The organism is Oceaniglobus roseus, from assembly GCF_002869745.1.
Classification (GTDB): Bacteria; Pseudomonadota; Alphaproteobacteria; order Rhodobacterales; family Rhodobacteraceae; genus Oceaniglobus; species Oceaniglobus roseus.
The window spans coordinates 1-23,862 of sequence record NZ_PNOS01000017.1 but is presented as its reverse complement, the minus strand read 5'-3'; the positions used below and the strand labels follow the sequence as shown (position 1 = coordinate 23,862).

Below are 23,862 nucleotides of genomic sequence, written 5' to 3'. Positions count from 1 at the left end.
TGGCTCCGATGGCGACGCAGCATTCCCGTGCGGCGGCACGGTTGATGATTTCCCCGGCCGTTCTCCTGCTTCTCGCATGGATGATCGTGCCGCTGGCGATGACGCTCTATTTCTCCACGCTCCGCTACAACCTGCTGATGCCGGGCGCCAATCCCTTCGTCGGCTGGGAGAACTACCACTACTTCCTGACCGATCCCGCCTTCACCACGGCGCTGGTCAACACCCTGCTTCTGGTGGGCGGCGTGCTGGTCATCACGGTGGTCGGCGGCATCCTCCTCGGGCTGCTCCTCGACCAGCCGTTCTGGGGGCAGGGGATCGTGCGGATCCTGGTGATCGCGCCGTTCTTCGTGATGCCGACCGTGTCGGCGCTGGTCTGGAAGAACATGTTCATGAACCCGGTGAACGGGCTTTTCGCCTACCTGTTCAAGGCGGTCGGATTGCAGCCCTTCGACTTCCTCGCCCAGGCGCCGCTGGCCTCGATCATCCTGATCGTCTCCTGGCAATGGCTGCCCTTCGCGACGCTGATCCTGCTGACCGCGCTGCAGTCGCTGGACAGCGAACAGCTGGAGGCGGCGGAAATGGACGGGGCGGGCTTCTTCTCGAAGTTCTTCTTCATCATGCTGCCCCACCTCGCGCGGGCGATCACCGTGGTGATCCTGATCCAGACAATCTTCCTGCTGTCGATCTTCGCCGAGATCCTGGTGACGACGAACGGCGGACCCGGCCTCGCCTCGACCAACCTGACCTACCTCGTCTACGCGCAGTCGCTGTTGCAGTTCGACGTGGGGCTCGGGTCGGCGGGCGGCATCGTGGCGGTGATCCTGGCGAACATCGTCGCGATCTTCCTGATGCGGATGATCGGGAAGAACCTCGATGCCTGAGCTTGCGGCGCGCGCCGGACGCCTCCGGCGGGGGGTTCACGGCGTCCCGGAAACGCTCCGGGGGAGCGTTTCAGCCGGGAACGGGCGGAGCCCGATGGGACTAGTTTTCAAACGGAGGGTCGGCTGATGGCACGGGCCGTTTCGACGCAGAGGAAGGCGCTGGTCACCGTGGTGGCCTGGGTGATCGGGATCGTGATCTTCTTCCCGATCCTCTGGACCATCCTCACCTCGTTCAAGACCGAGGCCGAGGCCATAGCCTCGCCCCCGTCGTTCCTGTTCTTCGACTGGACGACCGAGAACTACGGCGAGGTGCAGGCGCGGTCGGACTATTTCCGGCACTTCTGGAACTCGGTCATCATCTCGGTCGGCTCGACCGTGCTGGGGCTGATCATCGCGGTGCCGGCCGCCTGGGCCATGGCCTTCGTGCCGGGCAAGCGGACCAAGGACGTGCTGATGTGGATGCTCTCCACCAAGATGCTGCCGCCGGTGGGGGTGCTGATCCCGATCTACCTGCTGTTCCGCGATACCGGGCTTCTGGACACGCGCATCGGGCTTGTCGGGGTGCTGACGCTCATCAACCTGCCGATCATCGTCTGGATGCTCTACACCTACTTCAAGGAGATCCCGGGCGAGATCCTGGAAGCCTGCCGGATGGACGGCGCGATGCTGAAGGAGGAGATCCTCTACATCCTGACGCCCATGGCCGTTCCCGGCATCGCCTCGACGCTGCTTCTGAACGTCATCCTTGCCTGGAACGAGGCGTTCTGGACGCTGAACCTGACGGCCGCCAAGGCGGCGCCGCTGACCGCGTTCATCGCGTCCTACTCGTCCCCCGAGGGGCTGTTCTATGCCAAGCTTTCGGCGGCCAGCACCATGGCCATCGCCCCCATCCTGATCCTCGGCTGGTTCTCGCAGAAGCAGCTTGTCCGGGGCCTCACTTTCGGAGCCGTGAAATAACATGGGCAACATCACTCTCAGCAAGGTCACCAAGAGCTTCGGCGACGTGCAGGTCATCCCGCCGCTGGACCTCGACATCCGGGAAGGCGAATTCGTGGTCTTCGTCGGCCCCTCCGGTTGCGGCAAGTCCACGCTGTTGCGGCTGATCGCTGGGCTCGAGGATGTCACCTCGGGCGAGATCCGGATCGACGACCGCAACGCGACCGAACTGCCGCCCGCCAAGCGCGGGCTGGCGATGGTGTTCCAGTCCTATGCGCTGTACCCGCACATGTCGGTGAGGAAGAACATCGCCTTTCCGCTTCGCATGGCGGGGCTCGACAAGGCCGAGCAGGACCGCAAGGTGGAGGCGGCGGCGAAGGTTCTGAACCTGACCGACTACCTCGACCGCAGGCCGGGGCAGCTTTCGGGCGGGCAGCGCCAGCGGGTCGCCATCGGGCGGGCCATCGTGCGCGAACCGGCGGCGTTCCTGTTCGACGAGCCGCTGTCGAACCTCGACGCGGCGCTTCGTGTCGGGATGCGGCTGGAGATTTCCGAGCTGCACGAGCGGCTGAAAACGACGATGATCTACGTCACCCACGACCAGGTCGAGGCGATGACCATGGCCGACAAGATCGTCGTGCTGAGGGCCGGCAACATCGAGCAGGTGGGCTCGCCGCTCGAACTTTACCACAAGCCGAGGAACCTGTTCGTCGCGGGCTTCATCGGCTCGCCGAAGATGAACCTGATCTCGGGCGCCGAGGCGGCGAAGCACGACGCGAAGCACATCGGCATCCGCCCCGAGCATCTGAAGGCCAGCAAGGAGAGCGGGGTCTGGAAGGGCCGGGTGGGCGTGTCCGAGCATCTGGGCTCGGACACCTTCATCCACGTCCACGACACCGGCCTTGCCGTCGGAGAAGAGGACATGGTCACCGTGCGCTGCGACGGCGAGATGGACGCCCGCCACGGCGACACGATCTGGCTGACGCCGGACATGGAGCGGCTGCACCGGTTCGACGACAAGGGCCTCAGGATCACCTGAGCCTCCCTGCCGCCCGCGCTTCCTGCCGCCCGGCCCGCCGGGCGAGGGCGGCACCGACTCCGCCGCATCGCCGCGGCGGTCCCATCCCGTGAAACGAAGGAGCCATCCCGTGCCCTTGTCCCTCAATTCCGAAGCCCTGACGAAGCTGCCCGACGGCGTGGAAGGCCCCGCCTATGACCGCGCCGCGCTGACGCCCGGGATCCTGCACATCGGTGTCGGCAACTTTCACCGTGCCCACCAGGCCTGGTATCTCCACCGCCTGTTCAACACCGGGAAGGGCCACGACTGGGCGCTGATCGGCGCGGGGATCAAGCATTTCGACCAGGCGATGCGGGACCGGCTGGAGCCGCAGGACTGGCTCTCGACCGTGGTGCAGCTGGACCCCGAGGGGCTGTCGGCCGAAGTGACGGGGGCGATGGTGGATTTCCTGCCGGTGGACCCCGCCGCCATCGTCGCGCGGCTGGAGGATCCGGCGATCCGCATCGTCTCGCTCACCGTGACCGAGGGGGGCTATTTCCTGAACGCGGCCGGTGGGTTCCAGGGCGATCATCCCGACATCCGCGCCGACGCCGCCAACCCGGAGGCGCCGCAGACGGTGTTCGGGGTGCTGATCAAGGCGCTGAAGGCGCGGCGCGACGCGGGCGCCGCGCCCTTCACCGTGCTCTCCTGCGACAACCTGCCGGAGAACGGCCATGTCGCGCGGCAGGCGGTGCTGGGCCTCGCGCGGGAAAGCGACCCGGGCCTGGCCGACTGGATCGAGGAGAACGTCGCCTTCCCCTGCGGCATGGTCGACTGCATCACCCCGGCGACCACGCAGCGCGAGCGCGACATGGTGGCGGAGAAGTTCGGCATCGCCGACGCCGCCCCTGTGATCTGCGAGCCGTTCCACCAGTGGGTGCTGGAGGACAGGTTCCCCCAGGGCCGCCCGGCGCTGGAGGAGGTCGGGGTCGAGTTCGTCGACGATGTGGTGCCCTACGAGCTGATGAAGCTCAGGATCCTGAACGCAGGCCACGCCGCGATCGCCTATGTCGGCGCGCTGCTCGGCCATCACTTCGTGCACGACGCCATGGGCGACGCGGAGGTGCGGGATTTCCTGCTGGCGCTGATCCGGCGTGAGGCGATCCCGACGCTTTCGCCGATCCCCGGCGTGGATTACGAGGCGTACCTCAGCAAATGCGCCGAGCGGTTCAGCAACGCGGCGGTCGGCGACACGATCCCGCGGCTCTGCCTTGACGGGTCGAACCGGCAGCCGAAGTTCGTCCTGCCCACGGTGCGCGATGCGCTGGCGAAGGCCCTGCCGGTCGATGGGCTGGGGCTGGAGGTCGCGCTCTGGTGCCGCTACTGCGCCGAGACGGCGGACCCGGCCAGCGGCATCACGCTGGAGGACGAGCGGGCGAAACAGCTGCAGGCGGCGGCGCTCGCGGCGAAGGAGGATCCGGCGGCGTTCCTGGCGCTCTCGGACGTCTTCGGCGACCTGGCCGCGGCGCCCCGTTTCGTCGAGGCCTTCTCGGCATCGCTGCGGCGGCTCTGGCAGGACGGGGTGCGCGAGACGGTGCGCGTCTACGCGGGCTGAGGGTTGCGGGGGCGGGCGATCTGCGGTTGGGTCGCCCGGCAGCAAGAGGAGAGCGCGCGATGAAACGGTCCGAGGTCAACGAGATCCTGCTGGCGGGGGATGCCTTCATCCGCTCCTTCGGCTTCGTCCTGCCGCCCTTCGCCTACTGGACGCCCGGGCGGATGCGCGAGGCGGCGGGCAGCGACATCCACAGGCGCGGCCTCGGCTGGGACATCACCGACTATGGCGCGGGCCGGTTCGACGAGATGGGACTGTTCCTGTTCACCACGAGGAACGGCGACGTGGGCGACCTGGGGCAGGGGCGCGGCATGCTCTATGCCGAGAAGATCATGATCACCCGCGAGAACCAGCTCTCACCCATGCACCGCCATAACGTGAAGGCCGAGGACATCATCAACCGCGGCGGCGGCACGCTGATCATCGAACTCTTTGCACCGCTTGCGGATGGAGGGATCGACCGCGACTCGCCGGTCACGGTGCCTTCGGACGGGATGCCGGTGACGCTGCCCGCGGGCGGCCACCTGCGCCTCGCTCCGGGCGAAAGCGTGACGCTGATGCCCGGAGTCTGGCACGCCTTCTGGGCCGAGGGGGGCGACTGCCTGGTGGGCGAGGTCTCGACCGTCAACGACGACCGCACCGACAACGTGTTCGAGCAGGACATCGGCCGCTTCTCGACCATGGAGGAGGACACGGACCCTGTGCACCTCCTCGTCTCGGATTACTGAGCGCGGACCACGGCCAGCGCCCGACGCGGGGCCGGATGCGAAACGGGCGGACCCATGGGATCCGCCCGTTGCCGTATCTGCTGCGCCGCAGGGGCGGCGCGCGAGGCTCAGTTGGCCTCGGCGTTGATCTTCTTGACCGCTTCGAAACCCGCGGTGAAGCCGCTGAGCGACACCGTCAGGTTCACCTTCTGGTCGGGGGCGGCGGCGGGCACCAGCGTGACCGTGGCCTTGGCGCCGGCCTTGAAGGCGGCGACGTCGGCATTGGTGAAGCCGATGCGCGCGAAGCAGCCCGTGGGGGTGCAGAAGGTGTAGGGATAGCGCTTGGTCGCGCCGCCATCGACGGCAAGGGTCAGCTGCTGGGTCAGCAGCGTTTCCAGCGGGGTGATGACGGTGGCGCCGGCCGCAGCCTGCTGACCTTCGGGCAGGGCGAACATGCTGATCTCGGCCACCGGGTTGCCCTGCTCGTCCTGGAGCAGCTGGTAGAGCTGGCAGGGGTCCTTCTGGCCCTCGCCCGCACGGATGCAGCGCACCTGCCAGTCGCCGTGTTCTTCCTGCACGTAGGTCGAACCGGGGCCTTCGGCGTTCTCGGCACCCACTTCGGTGCCCATGTCGAGGTCGGCAGGGGCGCCGGGCTGGGCCGGCGGCTGCGTGCCGCCCGCCGGAGCCGCCGCCTGGTCGCCGGTCTGGGCCGGGGCCTCGGGCGCGGGGGTGGCGGTGTCGGTCGACGGGGTGGCGGGCTCGGTCGTGGTCTGCGCCGAAGCGATGCCGCCGACGGCGATCAGGGCGGCGGCGCTCAGGCTTCTCAGGAAATGGGGCATGTCTGTTCCATTGCTCGGCTTCGTATTGCGGGGCCGTTTACCATGGACCGGCGGCAGTGTCAGGGGGGCTTTTCTCCGATGGGCGGAGCTGCGTCCGGACATGAAAAAGGGCCCGCGGAACGGGCCCTTCTCTCTGTCTTCTCTCCCTGCCGGACTGGCCGACTTATCTATTGCCGTGACGTTATGAGAAGCACTCACACCCGTCAACAGGGAAAATTTCAAGATTTTCCGCTTTGCCGCGGCATGAAAAAGGGCCGCACCCGAAAGGGCGCGGCCAGTCCAACAGGGAGGATACCGGCACCCGTCCGCAATGGATGAAAGCCGGTGAAAGCACTCTGGCACCAGAGCGTTAATATTGTACTTTCAACCGAAAGCTCGGGGAGGCAAGGCGTGACGGACAGCATCTTCATCGGCGGCGGCGGGCCGGAGTACGGCGAACCGCAGACCTTGCTTCTGGGCCAGGCCAACCGCCACGGGCTGATCGCGGGGGCCACGGGCACGGGCAAGACGGTGACGCTGCAGATCCTGGCCGAGGGGTTCTCGGCGGCGGGGGTGCCGGTGTTGCTTTCGGACGTGAAGGGGGATCTCGCGGGGCTCGCCCGGGCGGGGTCAGTGGAGTTCAAGCTGCACGATGCCTTTGCGGCGCGCGCGGCGAAGATCGGGCTTCACGACTACGCCTACCGCGCCTTCCCGGTGACGTTCTGGGATCTCTTCGGCCGCTCGGGCCACCCGGTGCGCACCACGGTCGCCGAGATGGGGCCGCTCCTGATCTCGCGGATGCTGGACCTGACCGAGGCGCAGGAGGGCGTCGTCAACATCTGCTTCCGCGTCGCCGACGAGGAGAAGCTGGCGCTGCTCGACCTGAAGGACCTGCAGGCTCTGCTGGTCTGGGCGGGGGAGAACGCGAAGGACCTGTCGCTGCGCTATGGCAACGTCTCGACCGCCTCGATCGGCGCCATCCAGCGCCGCCTCCTGGTGCTCGAGAACGAGGGCGGGGCCGAGCTGTTCGGGGAGCCCGCGCTGGCGCTGTCGGACCTGATGCTGACGGATGAGAGCGGGGCGGGGCGGATCAACATCCTGGATGCCGGGCGGCTGATGCAGGCGCCGCGGCTCTATGCGACGTTCCTGCTGTGGCTGCTGTCGGAGCTGTTCGAGGAGCTGCCCGAGGTCGGCGATCCGGAGAAGCCGAAGCTGGTCTTCTTCTTCGACGAGGCGCACCTGCTGTTCGACGACGCCCCGAAGGCGCTGGTCGACAAGGTCGAGCAGGTGGCGCGGCTGATCCGCTCGAAAGGGGTGGGCGTCTACTTCGTCACCCAGAACCCCGCCGACGTGCCCGACGACGTGCTGGGCCAGCTCGGCAACCGGGTGCAGCACGCGCTGCGGGCGTTCACCGCGAAGGACCAGAGCGACCTTCGGAAGGCCGCGCAGACCTATCGCGACAACCCCGATTTCTCGACCGAGGAGGCGATCCGCGAAGTCGGGACGGGGGAGGCCGTGACCTCGATGCTGGAGCGCAAGGGTGCGCCGGGGGTGGTGCAGCGGACGCTGATCCGCCCGCCGTCCTCGCAGCTCGGGCCCATCTCCGAGATGCAGCGGGCCGAGGTGATGGCCGGGTCTCCGGTGACGGGGAAGTACGAGGCCGAGGTGGATCGCGAGAGCGCCTTCGAGATCCTGCAGGCGCGCGCCGCGGCGGCGGCGAGGGCGGCGGCCGAGGCCGAGGCGAGGGCGGATGCGCAGGAGGTGGGCGAGCGCGAGTTCCGCAACGCCCGCCGCTACGATCCGGGCGCTTCGCGCGCGCAGCCCCGCAGCCGCCGGGCGCCGCCGAGCCTCGGCGAGCAGATGACGAAGATGGTGGTGAAGGAGCTGACCGGGACCACCGGACGGCGGATCGTGCGCGGCATTTTCGGGACGCTCTTCAAGGGGCGATGACGGAGGCGGTGCCGACCGGGGTGCGGAGGGCCCGGTTTCCTCTAGGAAACCGGACCATTTTCCTTGAGGAAAATGGGGTGTCGCGCGAGGCCGGACGTGGTTCTCCGGGAAGGCGCCGGAGGGCGGAGCCGGGCGGCTCCGGTTTCCTAGAGGAAACCGGTCCATTTTCCTCAAGGAAAATGGGCGCTCCGCGGTGATGGAGGGCCCATGCCGCAGGGTCAGCCGAGCAGTGCCTCCACCTCGGCGCGGGTCGGCATGCTGTCGGCGGCGCCCTTCCGGGTCACCGAGATGCCCGCGGTGGCGCAGCCGAAGCGAGCGGCCGCCACCGGATCGAGGCCGCGGGCCAGCGCCGCGGCGAAGCCGCCGTTGAAGGCGTCGCCCGCGCCGGTCGTCTCGGCCACGGGGCCCGGCGCCATGGCGGGCAGGTGGACGTCCTGGCGTCCGTCCGACAGCAGCACGCCGCGGCTGCCGAGCGTGACGATGGCGGCGCCGACGCCGCGCGCCCGAAGGGCCGCGGCCGCGCGCTTCGCGTCCTCCAGCGTCTCGACCCGGATGCCGGTCAGCCCCTCCGCCTCGGATTCGTTCGGCGTGATCCAGTCGCAGCAGGCCAGCAGCTCGTCGGAGAGATCGGTGGCGGGGGCGGGGTTCAGGATCGTCGTGACACCCGCGCCGCGGGCGATCTGCAACCCGCGCAGCGCCGCGTTGAGGGGCTGTTCGAGCTGCGTGACGAAGACGCCCGCGCCCTCGATCAGGGCGCGGTTCGCCTCTAGGTCCGACTGCGAAAGGTCGGCCGCGGCGCCGGGGCAGACGATGATCGCGTTGTCGCCCGTCGCCTCTTCCAGGAAGATGTAGGCCGCGCCGGTGTAGCTGTCGGCGTGCTGCGTGACGGCCGGGGTGATCCCGGCATCGCGCCAGAGGGCCAGCGCCATGTCGGCAAAGGCGTCCTGCCCGAGGCGCGTGATGAAGTGGACGTCGCCCCCGGCGCGCGCGCAGGCCACCGCCTGGTTCGAGCCCTTGCCGCCGGGCCCGAGGGTGAAAGCGGAGCCGAGCAGCGTCTCGCCCATGTTCGGCTGGCGCGGCGCGCGGAAGCTGGTGTCGGCGGCGAAGACGCCGAGGATGACGACGGGTTTTCCTTCGGACATGGCTGGGCTCCTACTGCGCGTCGGGGGCGATGACGCCCTTCCTCAGCATGAAGCAGCCGTAGAAGCGCCGTTCGCCGGTGCGGATCACTGTATGGGCGGTCTTCGCCATGTCGTAGAATGCGAAGCGCTCGACGCCGGTCATGGGCCGCGACCGGCCTTCGGCGGCGTCGATGGCCTGCTGCACCTCGCGCTGGACCTCGGGGATCTCGCCCGGGGCATCCACGACTTCCATCCGGGCCGCGAAGTCGTCGACGAAGGTGTCGAGGGGCAGGAGGGTCAGCACCGCCTCGACCGCCTCGGCCGAGGTGAGGTTCGGCATCGCGAGCGCGCGGCCGGTATGGGTCGCGCGCGCGACCGAGTCGGCGGGGAAGTTCGTGTCGACCAGCACCAGCATGTCGCCGTGGCCCATGGAATGCAGCGCGTGCAGCACATCGGCCCCGAGCCGCGTGTCGATCCCTTTCAGCATGGATATCCCCCCGTTTGCCTCTGGCGCGACCTTAGGGCGGCGCCCTGTGCGGGTGCAAGCGGGTGTCGCGCGAGGAGGGGGGAAGTGGTGGGCGACCTTGGAATCGAACCAAGCGTGCGTCTCCGCGAGGGAGTTACAGTCCCCTGCCACACCTTGCGGCCTGTCGCCCACTTCCCGGGCGTTCCCGCTCCGGTGGGACGCGGGATACCGGGGCGGCGCGGGGCCGTCAAGACGGAAATCGAGATCGCTTTGCGTCGGTCCCCTGTACGGCCCGCCGGCGTGGGAGGAGAGTGCGGGATGCCTCCGGCGGGAGTATTTTCGGCAAAGAAGAAACAGGGGCAGCCTCCGGGGTGGGGGCCGTGCTGGTCTCGGGGCGCGATTGGCGCTAGGGAGCCTGCGTGCAACAGCGGGGCCGGGCGATGAAGAAGCCGAAGTGGGTGATCGAGAAGGAGCGCGGAAAGCGCGCGGCGGCGGCCGAGACCGTCTGGCTGTTCGGGCTGCACGCGGTGCGCGACGCGCTGATGAACCCGGCGCGGCAGCGGCTGCGGCTGGTGGTGACGAAGAACGCCGCCGACAAGCTGGCCGATGCCATCGCCGAGGCGGCGATCGAGCCCGAGATCGCCGATCCGCGGAAGTTCCCCGCGCCGCTCGATCCCGGCTCGGTCCACCAGGGGGCGGCGCTGGAGGTGAAGCCACTGCACTGGGGCAGTCTCGAGGAGCGGTGCATGGGCGTGCCCGGGCGGCGGCCCGTCGTGCTGCTGCTGGACCGGGTGAGCGATCCGCACAACGTGGGCGCGGTTCTGAGGAGCGCGGAGGTCTTCGGCGCGCTGGCGGTAATCGCACCCGCGCGGCATTCGGCGCCCGAGACCGGGGCGCTGGCAAAGACCGCCTCGGGCGCGCTGGAGCGCCAGCCCTATCTCAGGGTCACCAACCTGTCGGACGCGATGGAGCGGCTGCGCGCCATGGGCTACCTGCTGATCGGGCTCGACGGCGAGGGCGAGTGTACGCTGGCCGAGGCGGTGCCGACGGGCGGGCAGGCGGTGGCGCTGGTGCTGGGCGCCGAGGGGCCGGGGATGCGGGAGAAGACGCGCGAGACCTGCGATCTGGTGGCGCGGATCCCGGCGGCGGGCGGCTTCGGCTCGCTCAACGTGTCGAACGCGGCCGCGGTGTCGCTCTATGCCACCGCGCGGGCCTGACGGAATCACCACGTCGTGAGCCCATGTTCACGAAACGGCGACCGGCTCTTTTGCGGCGCCGAGTGCTTCCCATATCACAGTCAGGACGCGGGGCCGGAACTCCCTGCATCAAGTCCTTCACTGTCCCTCGTTCCGAACTCGCGCCCGGACATGTTGTGCCGGGCGCTTTTTTGTCCGAAGGTCCGGCCATGGACTATTCCGACGACCTTCTCCGCTCGATCCTGAAATCGGTGCGCCGCATCGCCTGCGTGGGCGTGTCGATGAACCCGGTGCGGCCCAGCTATTACGTCGCGCGCTACCTGTCGCTGAAGGGCTTCCATGTCACGCCCGTCAATCCGGTCCATGCCGGGGAGCGGCTGTTCGGGCGACAGGTGGTGGCGGATCTCTTCGCGGTCGAGGGGGAGGTCGACATGGTCGACATCTTCCGCCGTCCCGAGCATGTGCCCGCCCTCGTGGACGAGGCGCTGGAGCGGTTTCCGAATCTGAAAGTGGTCTGGATGCAGATCGGCGTGACCCATGCCGAGGCGGCGGCGAAGGTAGAGGCGCGGGGGGTGACGGTGATCCAGGACCGCTGCCCGAAGATCGAGTACCAGCGGCTGTTCGGCGAACTCCGCATGGGCGGGTTCAACACCGGGGTGATATCTTCCAGACTGTAAGGCTGGGGCCGCCGCGGGGTTGGTCCGCGGCGGCCGGATCGCGTGGCCTCAGAACGTCCGCTTGTAGGCGAGGCTTGCGGTATAGCCGTGGGCGCCGCTCTGCCCGACGGAGGTGCCGGCGGTGAGGCTGAGGAAGGCGTTCGGCCCGAGGTCGCGCACCACCGAGGCGGAGATGTAGCCGTAGGTGCGGTCCGGGCGCGGCGCCGATACGCCGCCGAGCGTGTTCGCGTCGGGGCCGAGGAACACCGTCAGGGGGCCGTCGCTGAGGTCGTGCTCGATCGAGCCGCGCAGGTTGAACTTCCACTCCGGCAGGCTTTTCGGCGAGAAGATCGCCGAGAGGCCCGCGGTGATCCGGTTCGACTTGTACTCGGTCTTGCCGAAGGCGAGGCTCGCCGCGCCCGCCGATTCGGTATAGCCGTCGATGGTGACGACCTCGTGGGTGTACTGGGCGAAGGGGTTCAGCAGCACCGTGTCGCCGAGCGGCAGGAAGGCGCCCGCGCCGATCCGTGCGAAGCGGTAGTCGCCGCCGGTCTCGCCCCGGTAGGTCTCGGTCGCGGGGCCGAGGGCGAAGGAGCGGGTGATGTCGTTGACGTCGATGGTGCCCGCGCCGAGGGCGGCGTTCAGGTAGAAGGCCTTGGACAGCGCCACCTGGCCGAAGATGGCGCCGACGACGAGGTTCGAATCGAACCCGCCCGCGCCGTTGTCGAAGTCCACCTGCCCGCGGTCGAAGCTGAGGCCCGCGCCGATCGTGGCGTTCGGCAGCACCGGCACGTCGAAGCCGATCTTCGCCACCTGGGTCTTGCCGGAGAGGCCGGGCGTCACCTGCTGGGCGTCGGCGCCGTAATCGCCGAACTCGACGCTGCTGAAGAAGTCGATCTGACCGACCTCGCGGCGCAGACGCTCGCCGTTCGGGCCGGTGTAGAACAGCACCGTGGGGTTCAGGCGGTTCTCGATCGACAGGCTCTGCTGGCGCAGGGCGGTCAGGATGGCGACGGGGATCACCCCGGTCTGGGTCGCGGCCTGGAGCCCGGCGAAGGCGGCCTGGCCGAACAGCGCCTGGGCGGCGGTGGTCGGGTGGACGCCGTCGGCGAAGATTCGAAGCTCGCTGTCGGGGCTGGCGTTCAGGCCCTGCACGCAGTTCAGCGCGCTGCCGGGGCAGGCGGGGATCACGGCCGCGCCGGGGGCGGTGAAGCCGTATTTCGCCGGATCCGCCTCGACCGCGCCGAGGAGCCGCTGCGAATCGACGATGACGGCGCGGCCCGCGATGGCGGAGGTCAGCTGCGCGTTGAACGTGTTGCCGAGGCCGGTCAGCAGGGCGGCGGCCTGGGGGGTGCCGCTGAGACCGGCGGGCGTGGTGCCGATGTCGGGCACGGTGACGACGATCACCGATTGGGCGCCCGCTGCGCGGACGCGGGCGACCTGGGCCGCAAGCTCGGTCGCGGCCTGGGCCATGTTGGCGGCGGCCTGTTCCGGCGTGATCGCCATGGCGCCGACCGCGCCCGCCTGGGTGAAGACGTCGTTGGCACCGCCCCAGAGGATCACGAGGTCGTTGGCCCCGAAGCTGGGCGTATCGGCCAGCATCCGGTCGACCTGCGCGACGATGGGCAGCGTGGTGATGCCGCCGGGCACGGTCTGGCCGACGCCGTTCGGATCGCTGACCCGCGCGCCGCCCTGGGCATAGTTGGTGCCGCCGACCTGCACTTCGGGCAGGCCCGCGAGGGGCACGGCGCTGTAGACGTTCGGCGCGAGTGGCACGCCGAGGCGGGCCGCGATGATCTCGGCATAGGTGCGGGACGAGCCGTCGGGCGCGTTCGTCAGGAAGCGGTAGTTGATGTTCGGCAGCGCCCCTCCCGACGCGGCCTGCACCGCCTGGCTGTAGGTGCCGCCGTCGCTGAGGCTGTCGCCCAGAACGAAGACCCGGTCGAAGCGCAACTCTTCCGCCGATGCGCCGGTCATGCCGACGCAGAGCAGGGCCGCGGCCGCGGCGCCCATGCGTGTTCTTTTCACTCTTGTCCCTCCCCGTGCGGATGCCTGTGCATCCCGTGGGGTCAGACTGGCGCGAAAAGTGTTATGTGTAAATCTGGCACGGCGCCGAGGTCCGTAACGTCAATCGGCGCCGTCCGGTCCCCCGGAGACCGGCCATTGCCAGAGGCCGCTGCCCTGCTGTTCGAGCGCGCGGTAGAGCACCATCTTGTGCACCTCGTCCGCGCCGTCCACCAGCCGCGCCTGCCGGGCATAGCGGTAGATCCATTCCAGCACCGTGTCCTTCGAATAGCCCCGCGCGCCGTTGATCTGGATCGCCCGGTCGGCGGCCTGGTGCAGAAGGTTGGCGACATGGATCTTCGCCATGGAGATCTCGGTGCGGGCATAGCTGCCCTGGTCCAGCGCCCAGGCGGCGCGGGCGACCAAGAGGCGCCCGGTGTCGATCCCCATGGCAAGGTCGCCGAGGGCGATCTGGATGCTCTCGCGCTCCGCAAGGCGGATGCCGAAGCCGGTCCGCTCGGCGGCATAGGCAGCGGCGATCTCCATGCACCGCCTGGCGAGGCCGAGCCAGCGCATGCAGTGGGTCAGGCGCGCGGGGCCGAGGCGCGTCTGCGTCACCTTCAACCCGCGCCCGACACCGCCCAGCACCGCGTCGCCGGGCACCCGAAGGCCGTCGAAGCGAAGCTGGCAGTGGCCGCCGTGTTCCTCTGGGCCCATGATGGGAATGCGGCGGGTGATCTCCCACCCGGGCTGGTCCTTGTGGAACAGGAAGGCGGTGAGGCCCGCGCGCGGATCGTCCGAGGTGCGGGCGACGAGGATGAAATGGGCGGCTTCCTCGGCGCCGGTGATGAACCATTTCTCGCCGTGGATCACCCAGTCGTCGCCGTCCGGCGTCGCCGTGGTGCGGATCATCGAGGGGTCCGAGCCGCCGCCGGGCGCGGGTTCGGTCATCGCGAAGGCGGACCGGACCTCGCCCCTCACGATCGGGGCAAGCCAGCGCTCCTTCTGGGCGTCGGTGCCGAGCATCGAGAGGACCATCATGTTGCCGTCGTCGGGCGCGGCCGAGTTGAACACGGCGGGCCCGAAGATCGAGCGGTTCATCGCCTCGTAGCAGACCGCCATGCCGACGCGGGAGAAGCCGCGCCCGCCGTCCGCCTCGGGCAGTTGCAGGCACCAGAGGCCCTGCGCGCGCGCCTCGGCGCGGAGTTGGTCGAGGAGGTCGAGGCGGATGTTCTCGCCTTCGCCGAAGTTCGCCGGATCGTCCTCCAGCGGCAGCACGCGCTCGGCCACGAAGGCTGCGATGGCGGCGCGGGTGGCCTCGAGGGAGGGGGAGATCGAGAAATCCATGGGCGGGCCTTCGGCTGGTGCGGACTTGGCGCAGTCTGGCAGCGCGCGGCGGGGCAGGGAAGGGGGTGCGCGTCAGGCGGCGTCCTTCGCGGTGTCCGCGGTCTCCTCCCTTGCCCGTGACGGAGTCGTGCGCAGGATCAGGATGAAGGGCAGGATGCAGAGCACGGCGATCATCAGGACGTGGAACGTGTCGGTGAAGGCCAGCATCGTCGTCTGCCGCCGGACCTCGCCCACCAGCGTCGCCAGCGCCTGCGCCCGGTCGCCGAGCGCCGCCGTGAGCCGGTCGAGGGTGCCGTTGAAGATCCCGTTGCCCGGCGTCAGCGTCTCGGACAGGCGCGCGAAGTGGAACTCGTCGCGCCGCGACAGCATCGTCTGGCAGAACGAGATGCCGAAGGCGCCGCCGACGTTGCGGAAGAGATTCAGCATCGCCGACGCCTTGTCGGCATCCCCGGGCGCGAGGCCGACATAGGCGACGTTGGTGATCGGGATGAACAGGAACGGCAGGCCGAGCGAGATCCAGAACCGTGCCATGGAGGCGTCGAAGAAGGTGCTCTGGGTCGAGAAGTTGGACAGGTTCCAGAACGCGAAGGCCTGGAGCGCGAAGGCGGGAAAGAGCACCATCCTGACGTCGAGCCTGCTGACCGCGATGCCCGAGACCGGCATCATGAGGATCGCGATGGCGCCGCCGTAGGTCAGGGCGAGGCCCGCAAGATAGGGGCTGTAGCCGAAGACGCCCTGGAGCATCTGCGGGATCAGCTGGATTGTCCCGAAGATCAGGATGCCGAGGATCATCATCATCGCCACGGCGATGGCGAGGTTGCGGCTCTGGAACAGGAGCGGCAGGGGGACGATGGGATCGGGGTGGTTGAACTCCCAGATCAGCATCGCGCCCAGGCCCGCGACGGCCAGCGCGGTCATGGCGACGATCAGCCCGGAAGAGAACCAGCCCTCGGATTCGCCGCGGTCGAGCATGATGAGGAGCGCGCCGAGGCCCACCACCATGAACAGGAAGCCCTGCCAGTCGAAGCTGAGGCCCTTCCTCAGCCTTGCCTGGCGCTCCTCCACCAGCGTGTCGGACTCGACCGTGAAGGCCTGCACCAGCACCAGCGCGAGGATGCCGACCGGCACGTTCAGCAGGAACAGCCAGTGCCAGGACAGGCTGTCGACCACCGCGCCGCCCACGGTGGGGCCGAGGATCGGGGCGATGACGATGACGATGCCGAAGGCGGCGAAGGCCATGCTGCGCTTCTCGGGCGGGAAGCTGTCGGCCAGCATCGCCTGTTCCACCGGCGCCAGACCGCCGCCGCCGACGCCCTGCAGCACCCGCGCCGCCAGCAGCATCCCGAAGCTCGGCGCCAGCGCGCAGGCGAGGGAGGCGAGGGTGAAGAGCAGGATCGACAGCAGGAAATAGCGCTTGCGCCCGATGGCGCGGGACAGGAATCCGCTGATCGGGATGATGACGGCGTTGGCGACGAGGTAGGTCGTGACGAGCCATGTCGCGCGTTCCGGCGGGACGCCGAGGTTGCCCGCGATCTGCGGCAGGGCGACGTTGGCGATCGAGACGTCGAGCACCTCCATGAAGGTCGGCAGGGAGATGCAGGCGGTCATCACCCAGGGCCCGACGCGCCCCGCGGCCGAGCGGGGAAGATCGGCCGCCACCTCAGTTATCCGACAACGCGACGGTGACGACGACGGACATGCCGGGGCCGATGGCATAGCCTTCGGGTTTCGGATCCGTCCAGGCGATGCGCACCGGAACCCGCTGCACCACCTTCACGAAGTTGCCCGAGGCGTTCTGCGGCGGCAGCAGCTGGAACGCCTGGCCCGCGCCGGGCTGGAGCGAGTCGATGGTGCCGTGGAAGTCGACATCGGGGAAGGCGTCGACGTGGATGTCGACATCCTGTCCGGGCTCGAGCGCGGCGATGTCGGTCTCCTTGAAGTTGGCGGTCACGTAGAGGTCGTCGGGCACCAGCGCCATGATCTGCGCGCCGGGGCTGACGAAGCTGCCGAGGTTGACCGACCGCTGGGTGACGGTGCCCGCGATCTGCGCCTTGACGGTGAAGCGCGACAGCGTCACCTCGGCCAGCTGCACTTGGGCCTTCGCCTGCTGCACCCCCGCCTCCGCCGCCTGGAGCGCGGCCTCGGCGGCGGCGACCTTGGCCTTCGCCCCGTCGAGGGCCTGCGCCGCGCCGGTGGCCTCGGCCTCGGCCGCTTGTGCCGAGGTGCGCGCGTCGAGCAGCTGCTGTTCGCTGATCGTGGTCTCTCCGGTGCGGCTCGCCAGTTCGTCGTACCGTTTAGCCAGCGCGGCGGCGTCCTCGGCCTTCACCCGAGCGGCGTCGAGCGCGCTCTGCTGCGACTTCACGGCGCTTTCGGCCTCCTGGAGCCCGGCCCTTGCCTGCGCCACCTCTGCCTCGGCGGCGGCGCGGGCAGCCTTTGCCTGTGCCAGCTGCGCCTCGGCCTCCGACGACTCGAGGCGCGCCAGCACGTCGCCCGCGGCGACATGGGAGTTCGGCTCGGCCTCCAGCGCCACTACCTGCCCGGAGACCAGGGGCGCGACTTGCACGATGTCGGCGCCGACATAGGCATCCTCGGTCGAGGCGAAGTTCTCGGCACGGTAATACCACCACGCGCCCCCGGCCACGCCGGCGACGACCAGCACCGCGGCGAAGGCGAGAAGCCCCAGCTTGCGCCTGCGGGACATCCCGCTGTCGGAGTCGTCGGAAGGGTCGCCGTTCCTGTCGTCGTCAGCCATGATCCTGCCCGTTGCAATTCTCGGGGCTGGTCGGCGGTCGCGGCCCTCCCACGGGGATGGTTCTAGGGCGATGCCGCCGTGCAGCACCCGCCCGCCCGCCCGGAACCGCCGGCGCCCTCGCGCGGCGGTTGCCCTCCGGACCGACCACGAGGACGGGCATGGCCTCAGGGCAGCTCCAGCAGCGTGACCTTCGTGCCCGATGCTCCGGTGTCGCGATCCCGCGCGGGCGCGACGGCGGTCGTCGCTGTCGCCCCGAGGCTGCTGCCCAGCGTGGTGACGGCCTCGGCTGGCTTCACGGTGCCCGCCGCGCCCCTTCGCGGCGCGAGGGCCGCGGCGACAAGGGCTTTGCCGTCCGTCTCGCCCGCGGGCCAGAGGTAGAGCACCGCGCCGGCGTCCGGGGCGACCAGCGTCGCCTGCGCCGGTATGCCCGCCCGGAAGGCCGGCGCCACGGCGGCCTCGGGCGACGGGCGGTTCGTGAGGTCTGCGCGGAGCGCGGCGAGAAGGCTCGCGGGGCCGGGCACCGGCGCCGGGCTCCAGCCGGTGCCTTCGAGGCGCTGCACGAGTTCGGGCAGCGCCGGGCCGACCGTGACGAGGGAAACGGGCGGCATCGGATCGCCGACGAGGGTGGTGACGCGGGTGGCGAAGGTGCCCTCGGCGATGGCTGCGCCGGGATCGGTGAACTCGCGCGTCTCGGGGGGTATGGACGGCGCCTCGGTCGGAACGTCGGTGGCGGCAAGCCCGAGGGCCCCGGCCAGCGCCACGGCGAAGACGGCGAGGGCGAGGCGCGGACGCGCTTTCGGGGGAGCGCCGCGCCGGGCGCGCAGCATTTCCGCGACGGCGACACCGATCACCAGCCAGATCGCCCCGACCAGCCAGCCGTTCAGCACATCCGTCAGGTAATGTTCGTTGAGGTAGAGCCGGGTCGCGCCGATGGTGGCCGCCACGGTCACGGCCCCGACGATCGCCGCGGTCGCGCCGATCAGCCGCTCGCGCCAGGCCAGCGCGAACAGCGTGCCGTAGAGCGCCGCGGAGATCGCCGCGTGGCCCGAGGGGAAGCTGTGGGAATGTTCCGAGAAGAACATCAGTTCGGGCCGGCTTCGCCCGAAGGCGAGCTTCAGGAGCGTGACGGTCGCCGCGTTCCCGAGCACCGTGACCGCAAAGCCGACGGCCGCCGCGCGGCGCCCGGCCACGAGGAAGGCAAGCGCCGCCCCGACCGCGACGAGGGTGGCGACCGGCACATGGCCCGCCTGGGTCAGCCAGCCCGCGATCCTCAGCCCGAGGGGCGTCCAGAAGGCGTGGATGAGGGCCGAAAGCCGCTCGTCCGTCTGCGCCACGTTGGGCGAGAAGGTCAGGTCCAGCGCGCCGTCGATGAACACCGCGACGAGGTAGAGCAGCAGCGCGGCAACGCCGGTGGCGAGCAGACCGCCGCCGTGGGAGGTATCGAGACGGCGAGCGAGGAACGCCGAGACGCGGGGGTGGCGCGCGGCAAGGCGGCGGACGGCGGGCCGCTCGCCGACGAAACGGGTCAGCGCGTCGAGGGCGGCCAGGAATGCGGGCAGCCCGCGCCGCAACGCGCGCACGGCGATCCAGACCAGCAGGACGAAGACCGCGAACAGCGCGAGCGGCAGCGCGATCCGGGGCAGGTAGGGCCCCAGCCGGGCCAGCACGTCGCCCGCCGCATAGCCGAGCGCGACGTGGACGGCGGCATAGAGGAGCGCCGCGACGACGTTCCAGAAGCTGAACCGCCGGTGTTCCATCCCCGAGAGCGCCGCCGCCAGCACGGTCAGTCCCGAGACCGGCCCGAGGAAGCGGCCGATGACGACGGCGCCGCCGCCGAAGCGGCGCACCAGGGCCGCCGCGCGCTCGAAGGCGGGTCCGCGCCGGGGCAGGCGGCCTTCGAGCCAGCGCGCCGAGACGAAACCGAGCTCTCCGCCGAGGATCGCGCCCGCGGCGACGAACCAGAAGAGGTCGAGGGCGTCGAGCTGCCCGAGCCGCACCAGCACCCCTCCGGCGTCCACGACCAGCGATCCGGGCGTGATCACCCCCGTCACCCACCAGGCTTCGAGAAACGAGAACAGCCCGACGATCCAGTAGGCCCAGACCCCGAGGGACCCGAGCGTGGGGACGATCTGGGATGCGAAATCGGACATTGCCTCTCCTTGCCTCGGGTGCGTGGCCGTTCTGGCCCGTCCCGCCTCTGCGCTCAATGCGCGGGGACGGCCCCGCGATCCCTGGCGCAAGGCTTCATCCCTGCGACGCCTCGCCGGGACGGTGTCGGATCGGCGGCGTGACCGTCGAACATCGTGACGCTATGCTCAAGTAGGCGCCGTCCGGGCGCGGATCGAGGCCGAGGCACAGATCAAGGCGGCCCGATCAAACACGCGGGCCGGAGCATCTGGGCCTAAACGTGTCGAAGGCCCTTCCGCTGCTGCAGATTTCTGAATGTTCGCTTCCCGCCTCTGTCGTCTATCGGCGGAACGAAGCGCGGACATCCGCGGCCGTGCCGCGCATGAGGAATTGAAGCCAACGCTCGGTAATCGTTCGACGCTTTCCGCCTTGGGGACTGGGAAAGTGGCGGAGAGACAGGGATTCGAACCCTGGGTGGGCTTGCACCCACAACGGTTTTCGAGACCGCCCCGTTCGACCACTCCGGCACCTCTCCGCGATCGACGTGCGCTCGTCTAATCCGTCGCTCGCGCGGGTGCAACAGGTTTTCGCGGCCGCCGGTTGCGAATATTTGAGCGGCAGTGGGGCGAACGGCCCTTGGCACTCCGGCGGCGAGACCCTAGCCTGACGCCAGCGCGCCACGTGGCGCTTCGGGCGCCGCGCCGACGTCGAGACCGCGTAAAGACCCTTCTCCGAGAGAGTGCCATGCTCCGCCTCTGCCTTGCCGCTGCCGTGACCCTTGCGACCAGCCTGCCGCTCCGCGCGGCAAGCCCGGAGGAGGCGCAGAGGCTCTACGACGCCCTGTCCATGCCCGAGGTCGTCGGGATCATGCAGCAGGAGGGGATGACCTATGGCGACGACCTGCGGGACGAGCTGTTCCCGGGCCGGGGCGGCGCGGCCTGGGACGCCGTCGTCGCGTCGCTCTACCAGGCGCCGGCGATGGAAGAGCTGGTGCGCACGCGCTTCCTCGCCCTGCTGGCCGATGTCGACGTGGCGCCGCTGATCGACTTCTTCACCTCCGACCTCGGCAAGCGCATCGTGCGCCTCGAACTCGAGGCGCGGCGCGCGCTGATCGACAAGGACGTCGAGGAGACGGCGAAGGACGTGCTGGCCGAGATGCGCCAGCGCGGCGATCCGCGGCTCGACCTGCTGGAGCGCTTCATCGATGCCAACGACCTGGTGGATTCGAACGTCGTGGGCGCGATGAACTCGAACTATGCCTTCTATTCCGGGCTGCTGGCGGGCAACGCCTTCGACGGCACCATGTCGGACGAGCAGGTGCTGGCGGATGTCTGGGCGCAGGAGCCCGAGATCCGGGCCGACACGATCGACTGGGTCTATGCCTATCTCGCGCTCGCCTACCAGCCGCTGAAGGACGCCTCGCTGGTCGAATACACCGAGCTCTCGGAGTCGGAGCCGGGGCAGGGGATGAACCAGGCGATCTTCGGCGCCTTCGACGAGATGTACGTCACCATCTCGCGCGCGCTCGGCCAGGCGGCGGCGCAGTTCATCGCGGGCGAGGACCTGTAGTCAGACCTTCTCCTGCGTGTGGCGCGCCAGTTCGGCGCGGGCGACCTGGCGGCGGTGGACGGCGTCGGGGCCGTCGGCCAGGCGCAGCGTGCGCAGGTGGGTCCACTGGCGGGCGAGCGGCGTGTCCTGGCTGACGCCGGCGCCGCCGAACATCTGCACCGCCATGTCCGTCACCTTCAGCGCCACGGCGGGTGCCACCACCTTCACCTGCGAGATCCAGGGCGCCGCCGCACGGGCGTCGCCCTTGTCCATCATCCAGGCGGCCTTCAGGCACAGAAGCCGCGCCTGTTCGATCTCCATCCGCGCCTCGGCGATCAGGTCGTGGTTCGCGCCGAGCTGCGCCAGCGGCTTGCCGAAGGCCTCGCGGGAGAGCGCCCGGCGGCACATCAGCTCCAGCGCCTTCTCGGCCTGGCCGATCGCCCGCATGCAGTGGTGGATGCGCCCGGGGCCAAGCCTGCCTTGCGCGATCTCGAATCCCCGCCCGACGCCCAGCAGCAGGTTCTCCTTCGGCACCCTCACATCGGTATAACGGATGTGGAAATGCCCGTGCGGAGCGTCGTCCTGGCCGTAGACCTGCATCGGCCGCAGCTTCTCGATCCCCGGGCTGGCCGCATCGACGACGACCATGGAATGCTGCCGGTGCTTCGGCCCGTCGCCGCCGGTCCTGACCATCACGATGTGCACCGCGCAGCGAGGATCGCCCGCGCCGCTGGCCCACCACTTCTCGCCGTTCAAGAGCCAGTGGTCGCCCCCGTCCTCGCAGCGCATGGCGATGTTGGTGGCGTCCGAGCTTGCCACCTCGGGCTCGGTCATCAGGTAGGCCGAGCGGATCTCGCCCGCGAGGAGCGGCGCGAGCCATTTCTCCTTCAGCGCCTCGGTGCCGTAGCGGGCGAAGACCTCCATGTTGCCGGTGTCGGGGGCGGAGCAGTTGAAGACCTCGGCGGCCAGGTGGCTCTTGCCCATCTCCTCGGCCAGATAGGCGTATTCGACCGTGGTGAGCCCCTTGCCCCCGGCGTCCCCGGTCAGCCAGAAATTCCACAGGCCCCGCCCGCGCGCCTTCGCCTTCAGCCCCTCCAGGATCTCGGTCTGCCGGGGGGTGAACTGCCAGCGGTCGCCGACCCCGACCTCGGCCAGGAAGGCTTCGTCCAGCGGCGCGATCTCATCGGCGATCATCGCCCTGACCGCCTCCAGCAGCGGGGCGAGGCGGTCGGTCGGGCCGAGGGGCATGGTCATCGAGCGGTCCTCCAAAGACACAGGGCGAGGATGATCCAGCCACCGCGATCAATCAAGGGATTGCGCAATCCCGCGGCCTCTCTACTAATTGCGCCATGTCCGATGGGATGGTCAGCGGTCCGGAGGCGCTTGGCGCCTGGCTTGAGGCGGAGGTGCCTGAAGTCGGCCGCGTGCTGCGCATCGTCAAGTTCGACGGCGGCCAGTCGAACCCGACCTACCGGGTCGAGGGGACCGGCCGGACGCTGGTGCTGCGCACCAAGCCGCCGGGCAGGCTGCTGAAATCCGCGCACATGGTCGAACGGGAGTTCCGCGTGATGGCCGCGCTCGAAGGCAGCGCCGTGGCGGTGCCGCGGGTGCTGAAGCTGGTGGAGGACGGGCAGCCGCCACTGGGCCGCGCCTTCTTCGTGATGGAGCATCTCGACGGACGCATCTTCTGGGATCCGGCGCTGCCCGATGTCGAGCCACACCGCCGGTGGGAAATCTACGACGCGATGAACAGCACGCTGGCCGCGCTGCACCGGGTCGACCCGCAGGCGGCGGGGCTTGGCGATTTCGGCCGTCCCGGCGACTATTTCGCGCGCCAGACCGCGCGCTGGACCTCGCAATACCATGCGTCCTGCGAGAGCCCCTCGGACGACATGCTGGCGCTGATCGGCTGGCTGGAAGACAACCAGCCGGGCGACGACGGGCAGGTGGCGCTGGTGCACGGCGACTACCGGCTCGACAACCTGGTGTTCGATCCGGTCGGCCCCGAGGTGATCGGCGTGCTCGACTGGGAACTGAGCACGCTGGGCCATCCGCTCGCCGATCTGGCCTACCAGTGCATGCAGTGGCGACTGCCCCACGCGGGCGGCATGCGGGGCCTCGGCGGGATCGACCGCGCGGCGCAGGGGCTGCCGGACGAGGCCGAATACGTCGCCGCCTATTGCAGGCGGCGGGGCCTGCCGGGGATCGAGGGCTGGACCTTCTTCCTCGCGTTTTCCTTTTTCCGCCTCGCGGCGATCCTCGAAGGCGTCGTGGCGCGGGCGCGCAGCGGCAATGCCTCGAACCCGGAAAAGGCGCGCGCCTATGCCGCCTCGATCCCGGTGCTGGCGGCGATGGCGGTGGACCTGACACGAAAGGGCGCAGCATGAGCGACGTGCGGATGACGGTCGAGGATGGCGTGGCGGTCCTGACGCTGGATGCGCCGCCCACGAACACGCTCGACGCGCCGCTCTGCACGGCGCTGGCCGAGGCGCTGGAGAAGGCCCTTGGCGACGACCTGGTGCACGCCGTGATCCTCGCGGCGGAGGGGCCGGAGTTCTCGACCGGCACGGCGCCCGGCTGGGACGGGGCCGGGCTGCGCCGCCTCGTCGCCCGGATCGGGGCGGCGGGCAAGCCGGTGATCGCCGCGCTGCACGGCCGGGCCGAGGGCGACGGGCTGGAGCTGGCGCTGGCGGCCCATTACCGCACCGCCACGCAGGGCGTGCGGCCGGCGGGGCCCGGGATCG

20 protein-coding genes and 2 tRNA genes are annotated in these 23,862 nt (G+C 69.7%); 11 read left to right on the top strand and 11 right to left on the bottom strand.

The genetic code is table 11. The features are described from left to right. Positions 1 to 8: 8 nt before the first annotated feature. From A7B20_RS10220 to A7B20_RS10200, 5 genes are all read left to right on the top strand, one after another. Positions 9 to 881: a carbohydrate ABC transporter permease gene (locus tag A7B20_RS10220; protein WP_102108480.1), complete on the top strand. Its 873-nt coding sequence runs from the start codon at positions 9 to 11 to the stop codon at positions 879 to 881. Positions 882 to 1,007: 126 nt separating this feature from the next. Further along, positions 1,008 to 1,838 (top strand): carbohydrate ABC transporter permease, encoded by an 831-nt coding sequence (locus A7B20_RS10215; RefSeq protein ID WP_102108479.1) that lies wholly within the window; start codon positions 1,008 to 1,010, stop codon positions 1,836 to 1,838. A 1-nt stretch (position 1,839) separates the two neighbouring features. Beyond that, positions 1,840 to 2,856, top strand: a complete 1,017-nt coding sequence (locus A7B20_RS10210; RefSeq protein ID WP_102108478.1) for an ABC transporter ATP-binding protein — start codon at positions 1,840 to 1,842, stop codon at positions 2,854 to 2,856. Positions 2,857 to 2,965: 109 nt separating this feature from the next. Further along, entirely contained in the window at positions 2,966 to 4,429 is a 1,464-nt protein-coding gene (locus A7B20_RS10205) for a mannitol dehydrogenase family protein (RefSeq protein WP_102108477.1), read from the top strand. A gap of 59 nt (positions 4,430 to 4,488) precedes the next feature. Beyond that, positions 4,489 to 5,154 carry a D-lyxose/D-mannose family sugar isomerase gene (locus A7B20_RS10200; RefSeq protein WP_102108476.1) on the top strand — a complete coding sequence of 222 codons (666 nt, stop codon included), beginning with the start codon at positions 4,489 to 4,491 and terminating at the stop codon, positions 5,152 to 5,154. A 107-nt stretch (positions 5,155 to 5,261) separates the two neighbouring features. Here A7B20_RS10200 and A7B20_RS10195 read toward each other — a convergent pair whose 3' ends face one another. Continuing rightward, entirely contained in the window at positions 5,262 to 5,972 is a 711-nt protein-coding gene (locus A7B20_RS10195; protein ID WP_102108475.1) for an invasion associated locus B family protein, read from the bottom strand. Positions 5,973 to 6,362: 390 nt separating this feature from the next. Between A7B20_RS10195 and A7B20_RS10190 the strand changes: the two genes are divergently transcribed. After that, positions 6,363 to 7,901, top strand: coding sequence for a helicase HerA-like domain-containing protein (locus A7B20_RS10190; RefSeq protein ID WP_102108474.1), 1,539 nt, complete (start codon positions 6,363 to 6,365; stop codon positions 7,899 to 7,901). A gap of 218 nt (positions 7,902 to 8,119) precedes the next feature. Here A7B20_RS10190 and rbsK read toward each other — a convergent pair whose 3' ends face one another. The 3 genes from rbsK to A7B20_RS21245 all read right to left on the bottom strand — a co-directional run bounded on the left by rbsK (position 8,120) and on the right by A7B20_RS21245 (position 9,678). Next, positions 8,120 to 9,043 (bottom strand): ribokinase, encoded by a 924-nt coding sequence (gene rbsK, locus A7B20_RS10185; RefSeq protein WP_102108473.1) that lies wholly within the window; start codon positions 9,041 to 9,043, stop codon positions 8,120 to 8,122. A gap of 10 nt (positions 9,044 to 9,053) precedes the next feature. Continuing rightward, positions 9,054 to 9,509, bottom strand: a complete 456-nt coding sequence (locus tag A7B20_RS10180; protein ID WP_102108472.1) for an RbsD/FucU family protein — start codon at positions 9,507 to 9,509, stop codon at positions 9,054 to 9,056. Between the two features lie 85 nt (positions 9,510 to 9,594). Continuing rightward, positions 9,595 to 9,678: transfer RNA gene (locus tag A7B20_RS21245), tRNA-Tyr, on the bottom strand. A 250-nt stretch (positions 9,679 to 9,928) separates the two neighbouring features. Between A7B20_RS21245 and rlmB the strand changes: the two genes are divergently transcribed. Then, a complete protein-coding gene (gene rlmB / locus A7B20_RS10175; RefSeq protein ID WP_102108471.1) occupies positions 9,929 to 10,705 on the top strand; it encodes a 23S rRNA (guanosine(2251)-2'-O)-methyltransferase RlmB in 777 nt (258 codons plus the stop codon). Positions 10,706 to 10,893: 188 nt separating this feature from the next. After that, positions 10,894 to 11,361: a CoA-binding protein gene (locus tag A7B20_RS10170; protein WP_102108470.1), complete on the top strand. Its 468-nt coding sequence runs from the start codon at positions 10,894 to 10,896 to the stop codon at positions 11,359 to 11,361. A gap of 48 nt (positions 11,362 to 11,409) precedes the next feature. On the opposite strand, the gene A7B20_RS10165 is transcribed toward A7B20_RS10170, so the two are convergent. The 6 genes from A7B20_RS10165 to A7B20_RS10140 all read right to left on the bottom strand — a co-directional run bounded on the left by A7B20_RS10165 (position 11,410) and on the right by A7B20_RS10140 (position 20,105). Further along, complete coding sequence (locus tag A7B20_RS10165) at positions 11,410 to 13,368, bottom strand: autotransporter domain-containing protein (RefSeq protein ID WP_157937652.1); 1,959 nt, start codon at positions 13,366 to 13,368, stop codon at positions 11,410 to 11,412. Between the two features lie 99 nt (positions 13,369 to 13,467). Continuing rightward, complete coding sequence (locus tag A7B20_RS10160; RefSeq protein WP_102108468.1) at positions 13,468 to 14,691, bottom strand: acyl-CoA dehydrogenase family protein; 1,224 nt, start codon at positions 14,689 to 14,691, stop codon at positions 13,468 to 13,470. Between the two features lie 72 nt (positions 14,692 to 14,763). Continuing rightward, the gene (locus tag A7B20_RS10155; protein ID WP_216641188.1) at positions 14,764 to 16,350 is read right to left on the bottom strand and encodes a DHA2 family efflux MFS transporter permease subunit; all 1,587 of its coding nucleotides are present in this window, start codon (positions 16,348 to 16,350) and stop codon (positions 14,764 to 14,766) included. Between the two features lies 1 nt (position 16,351). Beyond that, positions 16,352 to 17,443 carry an HlyD family secretion protein gene (locus A7B20_RS10150; protein WP_102108466.1) on the bottom strand — a complete coding sequence of 364 codons (1,092 nt, stop codon included), beginning with the start codon at positions 17,441 to 17,443 and terminating at the stop codon, positions 16,352 to 16,354. Between the two features lie 164 nt (positions 17,444 to 17,607). After that, complete coding sequence (locus A7B20_RS10145; RefSeq protein ID WP_102108465.1) at positions 17,608 to 19,593, bottom strand: bifunctional DedA family/phosphatase PAP2 family protein; 1,986 nt, start codon at positions 19,591 to 19,593, stop codon at positions 17,608 to 17,610. 422 nt (positions 19,594 to 20,015) lie between these two features. Next, a tRNA-Ser gene (locus tag A7B20_RS10140) sits at positions 20,016 to 20,105 on the bottom strand. 209 nt (positions 20,106 to 20,314) lie between these two features. Between A7B20_RS10140 and A7B20_RS10135 the strand changes: the two genes are divergently transcribed. Next, a complete protein-coding gene (locus tag A7B20_RS10135; protein ID WP_102108464.1) occupies positions 20,315 to 21,139 on the top strand; it encodes a DUF2059 domain-containing protein in 825 nt (274 codons plus the stop codon). On the opposite strand, the gene A7B20_RS10130 is transcribed toward A7B20_RS10135, so the two are convergent. Continuing rightward, positions 21,140 to 22,372 carry an acyl-CoA dehydrogenase family protein gene (locus tag A7B20_RS10130; RefSeq protein ID WP_425437148.1) on the bottom strand — a complete coding sequence of 411 codons (1,233 nt, stop codon included), beginning with the start codon at positions 22,370 to 22,372 and terminating at the stop codon, positions 21,140 to 21,142. It abuts the gene before it with no gap. 95 nt (positions 22,373 to 22,467) lie between these two features. Here A7B20_RS10130 and A7B20_RS10125 point away from each other — a divergent pair, with 95 nt between their 5' ends. After that, positions 22,468 to 23,505 carry a phosphotransferase gene (locus tag A7B20_RS10125; protein ID WP_102108463.1) on the top strand — a complete coding sequence of 346 codons (1,038 nt, stop codon included), beginning with the start codon at positions 22,468 to 22,470 and terminating at the stop codon, positions 23,503 to 23,505. Then, a partial coding sequence (locus A7B20_RS10120; RefSeq protein WP_245866793.1) for an enoyl-CoA hydratase-related protein occupies positions 23,502 to 23,862 on the top strand: 361 nt, incomplete at its 3' end. The genes A7B20_RS10125 and A7B20_RS10120, both read left to right, overlap by 4 nt.

Excerpts from the sequence above, each read along its gene's own strand:
- A7B20_RS10220 (WP_102108480.1), top strand. The coding sequence starts at position 9 with ATGGCGACGCAGCATTCCCGTGCGGCGGCACGGTTGATGATTTCCCCG.
- A7B20_RS10215 (WP_102108479.1), top strand. The coding sequence starts at position 1,008 with ATGGCACGGGCCGTTTCGACGCAGAGGAAGGCGCTGGTCACCGTGGTG.
- A7B20_RS10210 (WP_102108478.1), top strand. The coding sequence starts at position 1,840 with ATGGGCAACATCACTCTCAGCAAGGTCACCAAGAGCTTCGGCGACGTG.
- A7B20_RS10200 (WP_102108476.1), top strand. The coding sequence starts at position 4,489 with ATGAAACGGTCCGAGGTCAACGAGATCCTGCTGGCGGGGGATGCCTTC.
- A7B20_RS10195 (WP_102108475.1), bottom strand. The coding sequence starts at position 5,972 with ATGCCCCATTTCCTGAGAAGCCTGAGCGCCGCCGCCCTGATCGCCGTC.
- rbsK (WP_102108473.1), bottom strand. The coding sequence starts at position 9,043 with ATGTCCGAAGGAAAACCCGTCGTCATCCTCGGCGTCTTCGCCGCCGAC.
- A7B20_RS10180 (WP_102108472.1), bottom strand. The coding sequence starts at position 9,509 with ATGCTGAAAGGGATCGACACGCGGCTCGGGGCCGATGTGCTGCACGCG.
- rlmB (WP_102108471.1), top strand. The coding sequence starts at position 9,929 with ATGAAGAAGCCGAAGTGGGTGATCGAGAAGGAGCGCGGAAAGCGCGCG.
- A7B20_RS10170 (WP_102108470.1), top strand. The coding sequence starts at position 10,894 with ATGGACTATTCCGACGACCTTCTCCGCTCGATCCTGAAATCGGTGCGC.
- A7B20_RS10160 (WP_102108468.1), bottom strand. The coding sequence starts at position 14,691 with ATGGATTTCTCGATCTCCCCCTCCCTCGAGGCCACCCGCGCCGCCATC.
- A7B20_RS10150 (WP_102108466.1), bottom strand. The coding sequence starts at position 17,443 with ATGGCTGACGACGACAGGAACGGCGACCCTTCCGACGACTCCGACAGC.
- A7B20_RS10145 (WP_102108465.1), bottom strand. The coding sequence starts at position 19,593 with ATGTCCGATTTCGCATCCCAGATCGTCCCCACGCTCGGGTCCCTCGGG.
- A7B20_RS10135 (WP_102108464.1), top strand. The coding sequence starts at position 20,315 with ATGCTCCGCCTCTGCCTTGCCGCTGCCGTGACCCTTGCGACCAGCCTG.
- A7B20_RS10130 (WP_425437148.1), bottom strand. The coding sequence starts at position 22,372 with ATGACCATGCCCCTCGGCCCGACCGACCGCCTCGCCCCGCTGCTGGAG.
- A7B20_RS10125 (WP_102108463.1), top strand. The coding sequence starts at position 22,468 with ATGTCCGATGGGATGGTCAGCGGTCCGGAGGCGCTTGGCGCCTGGCTT.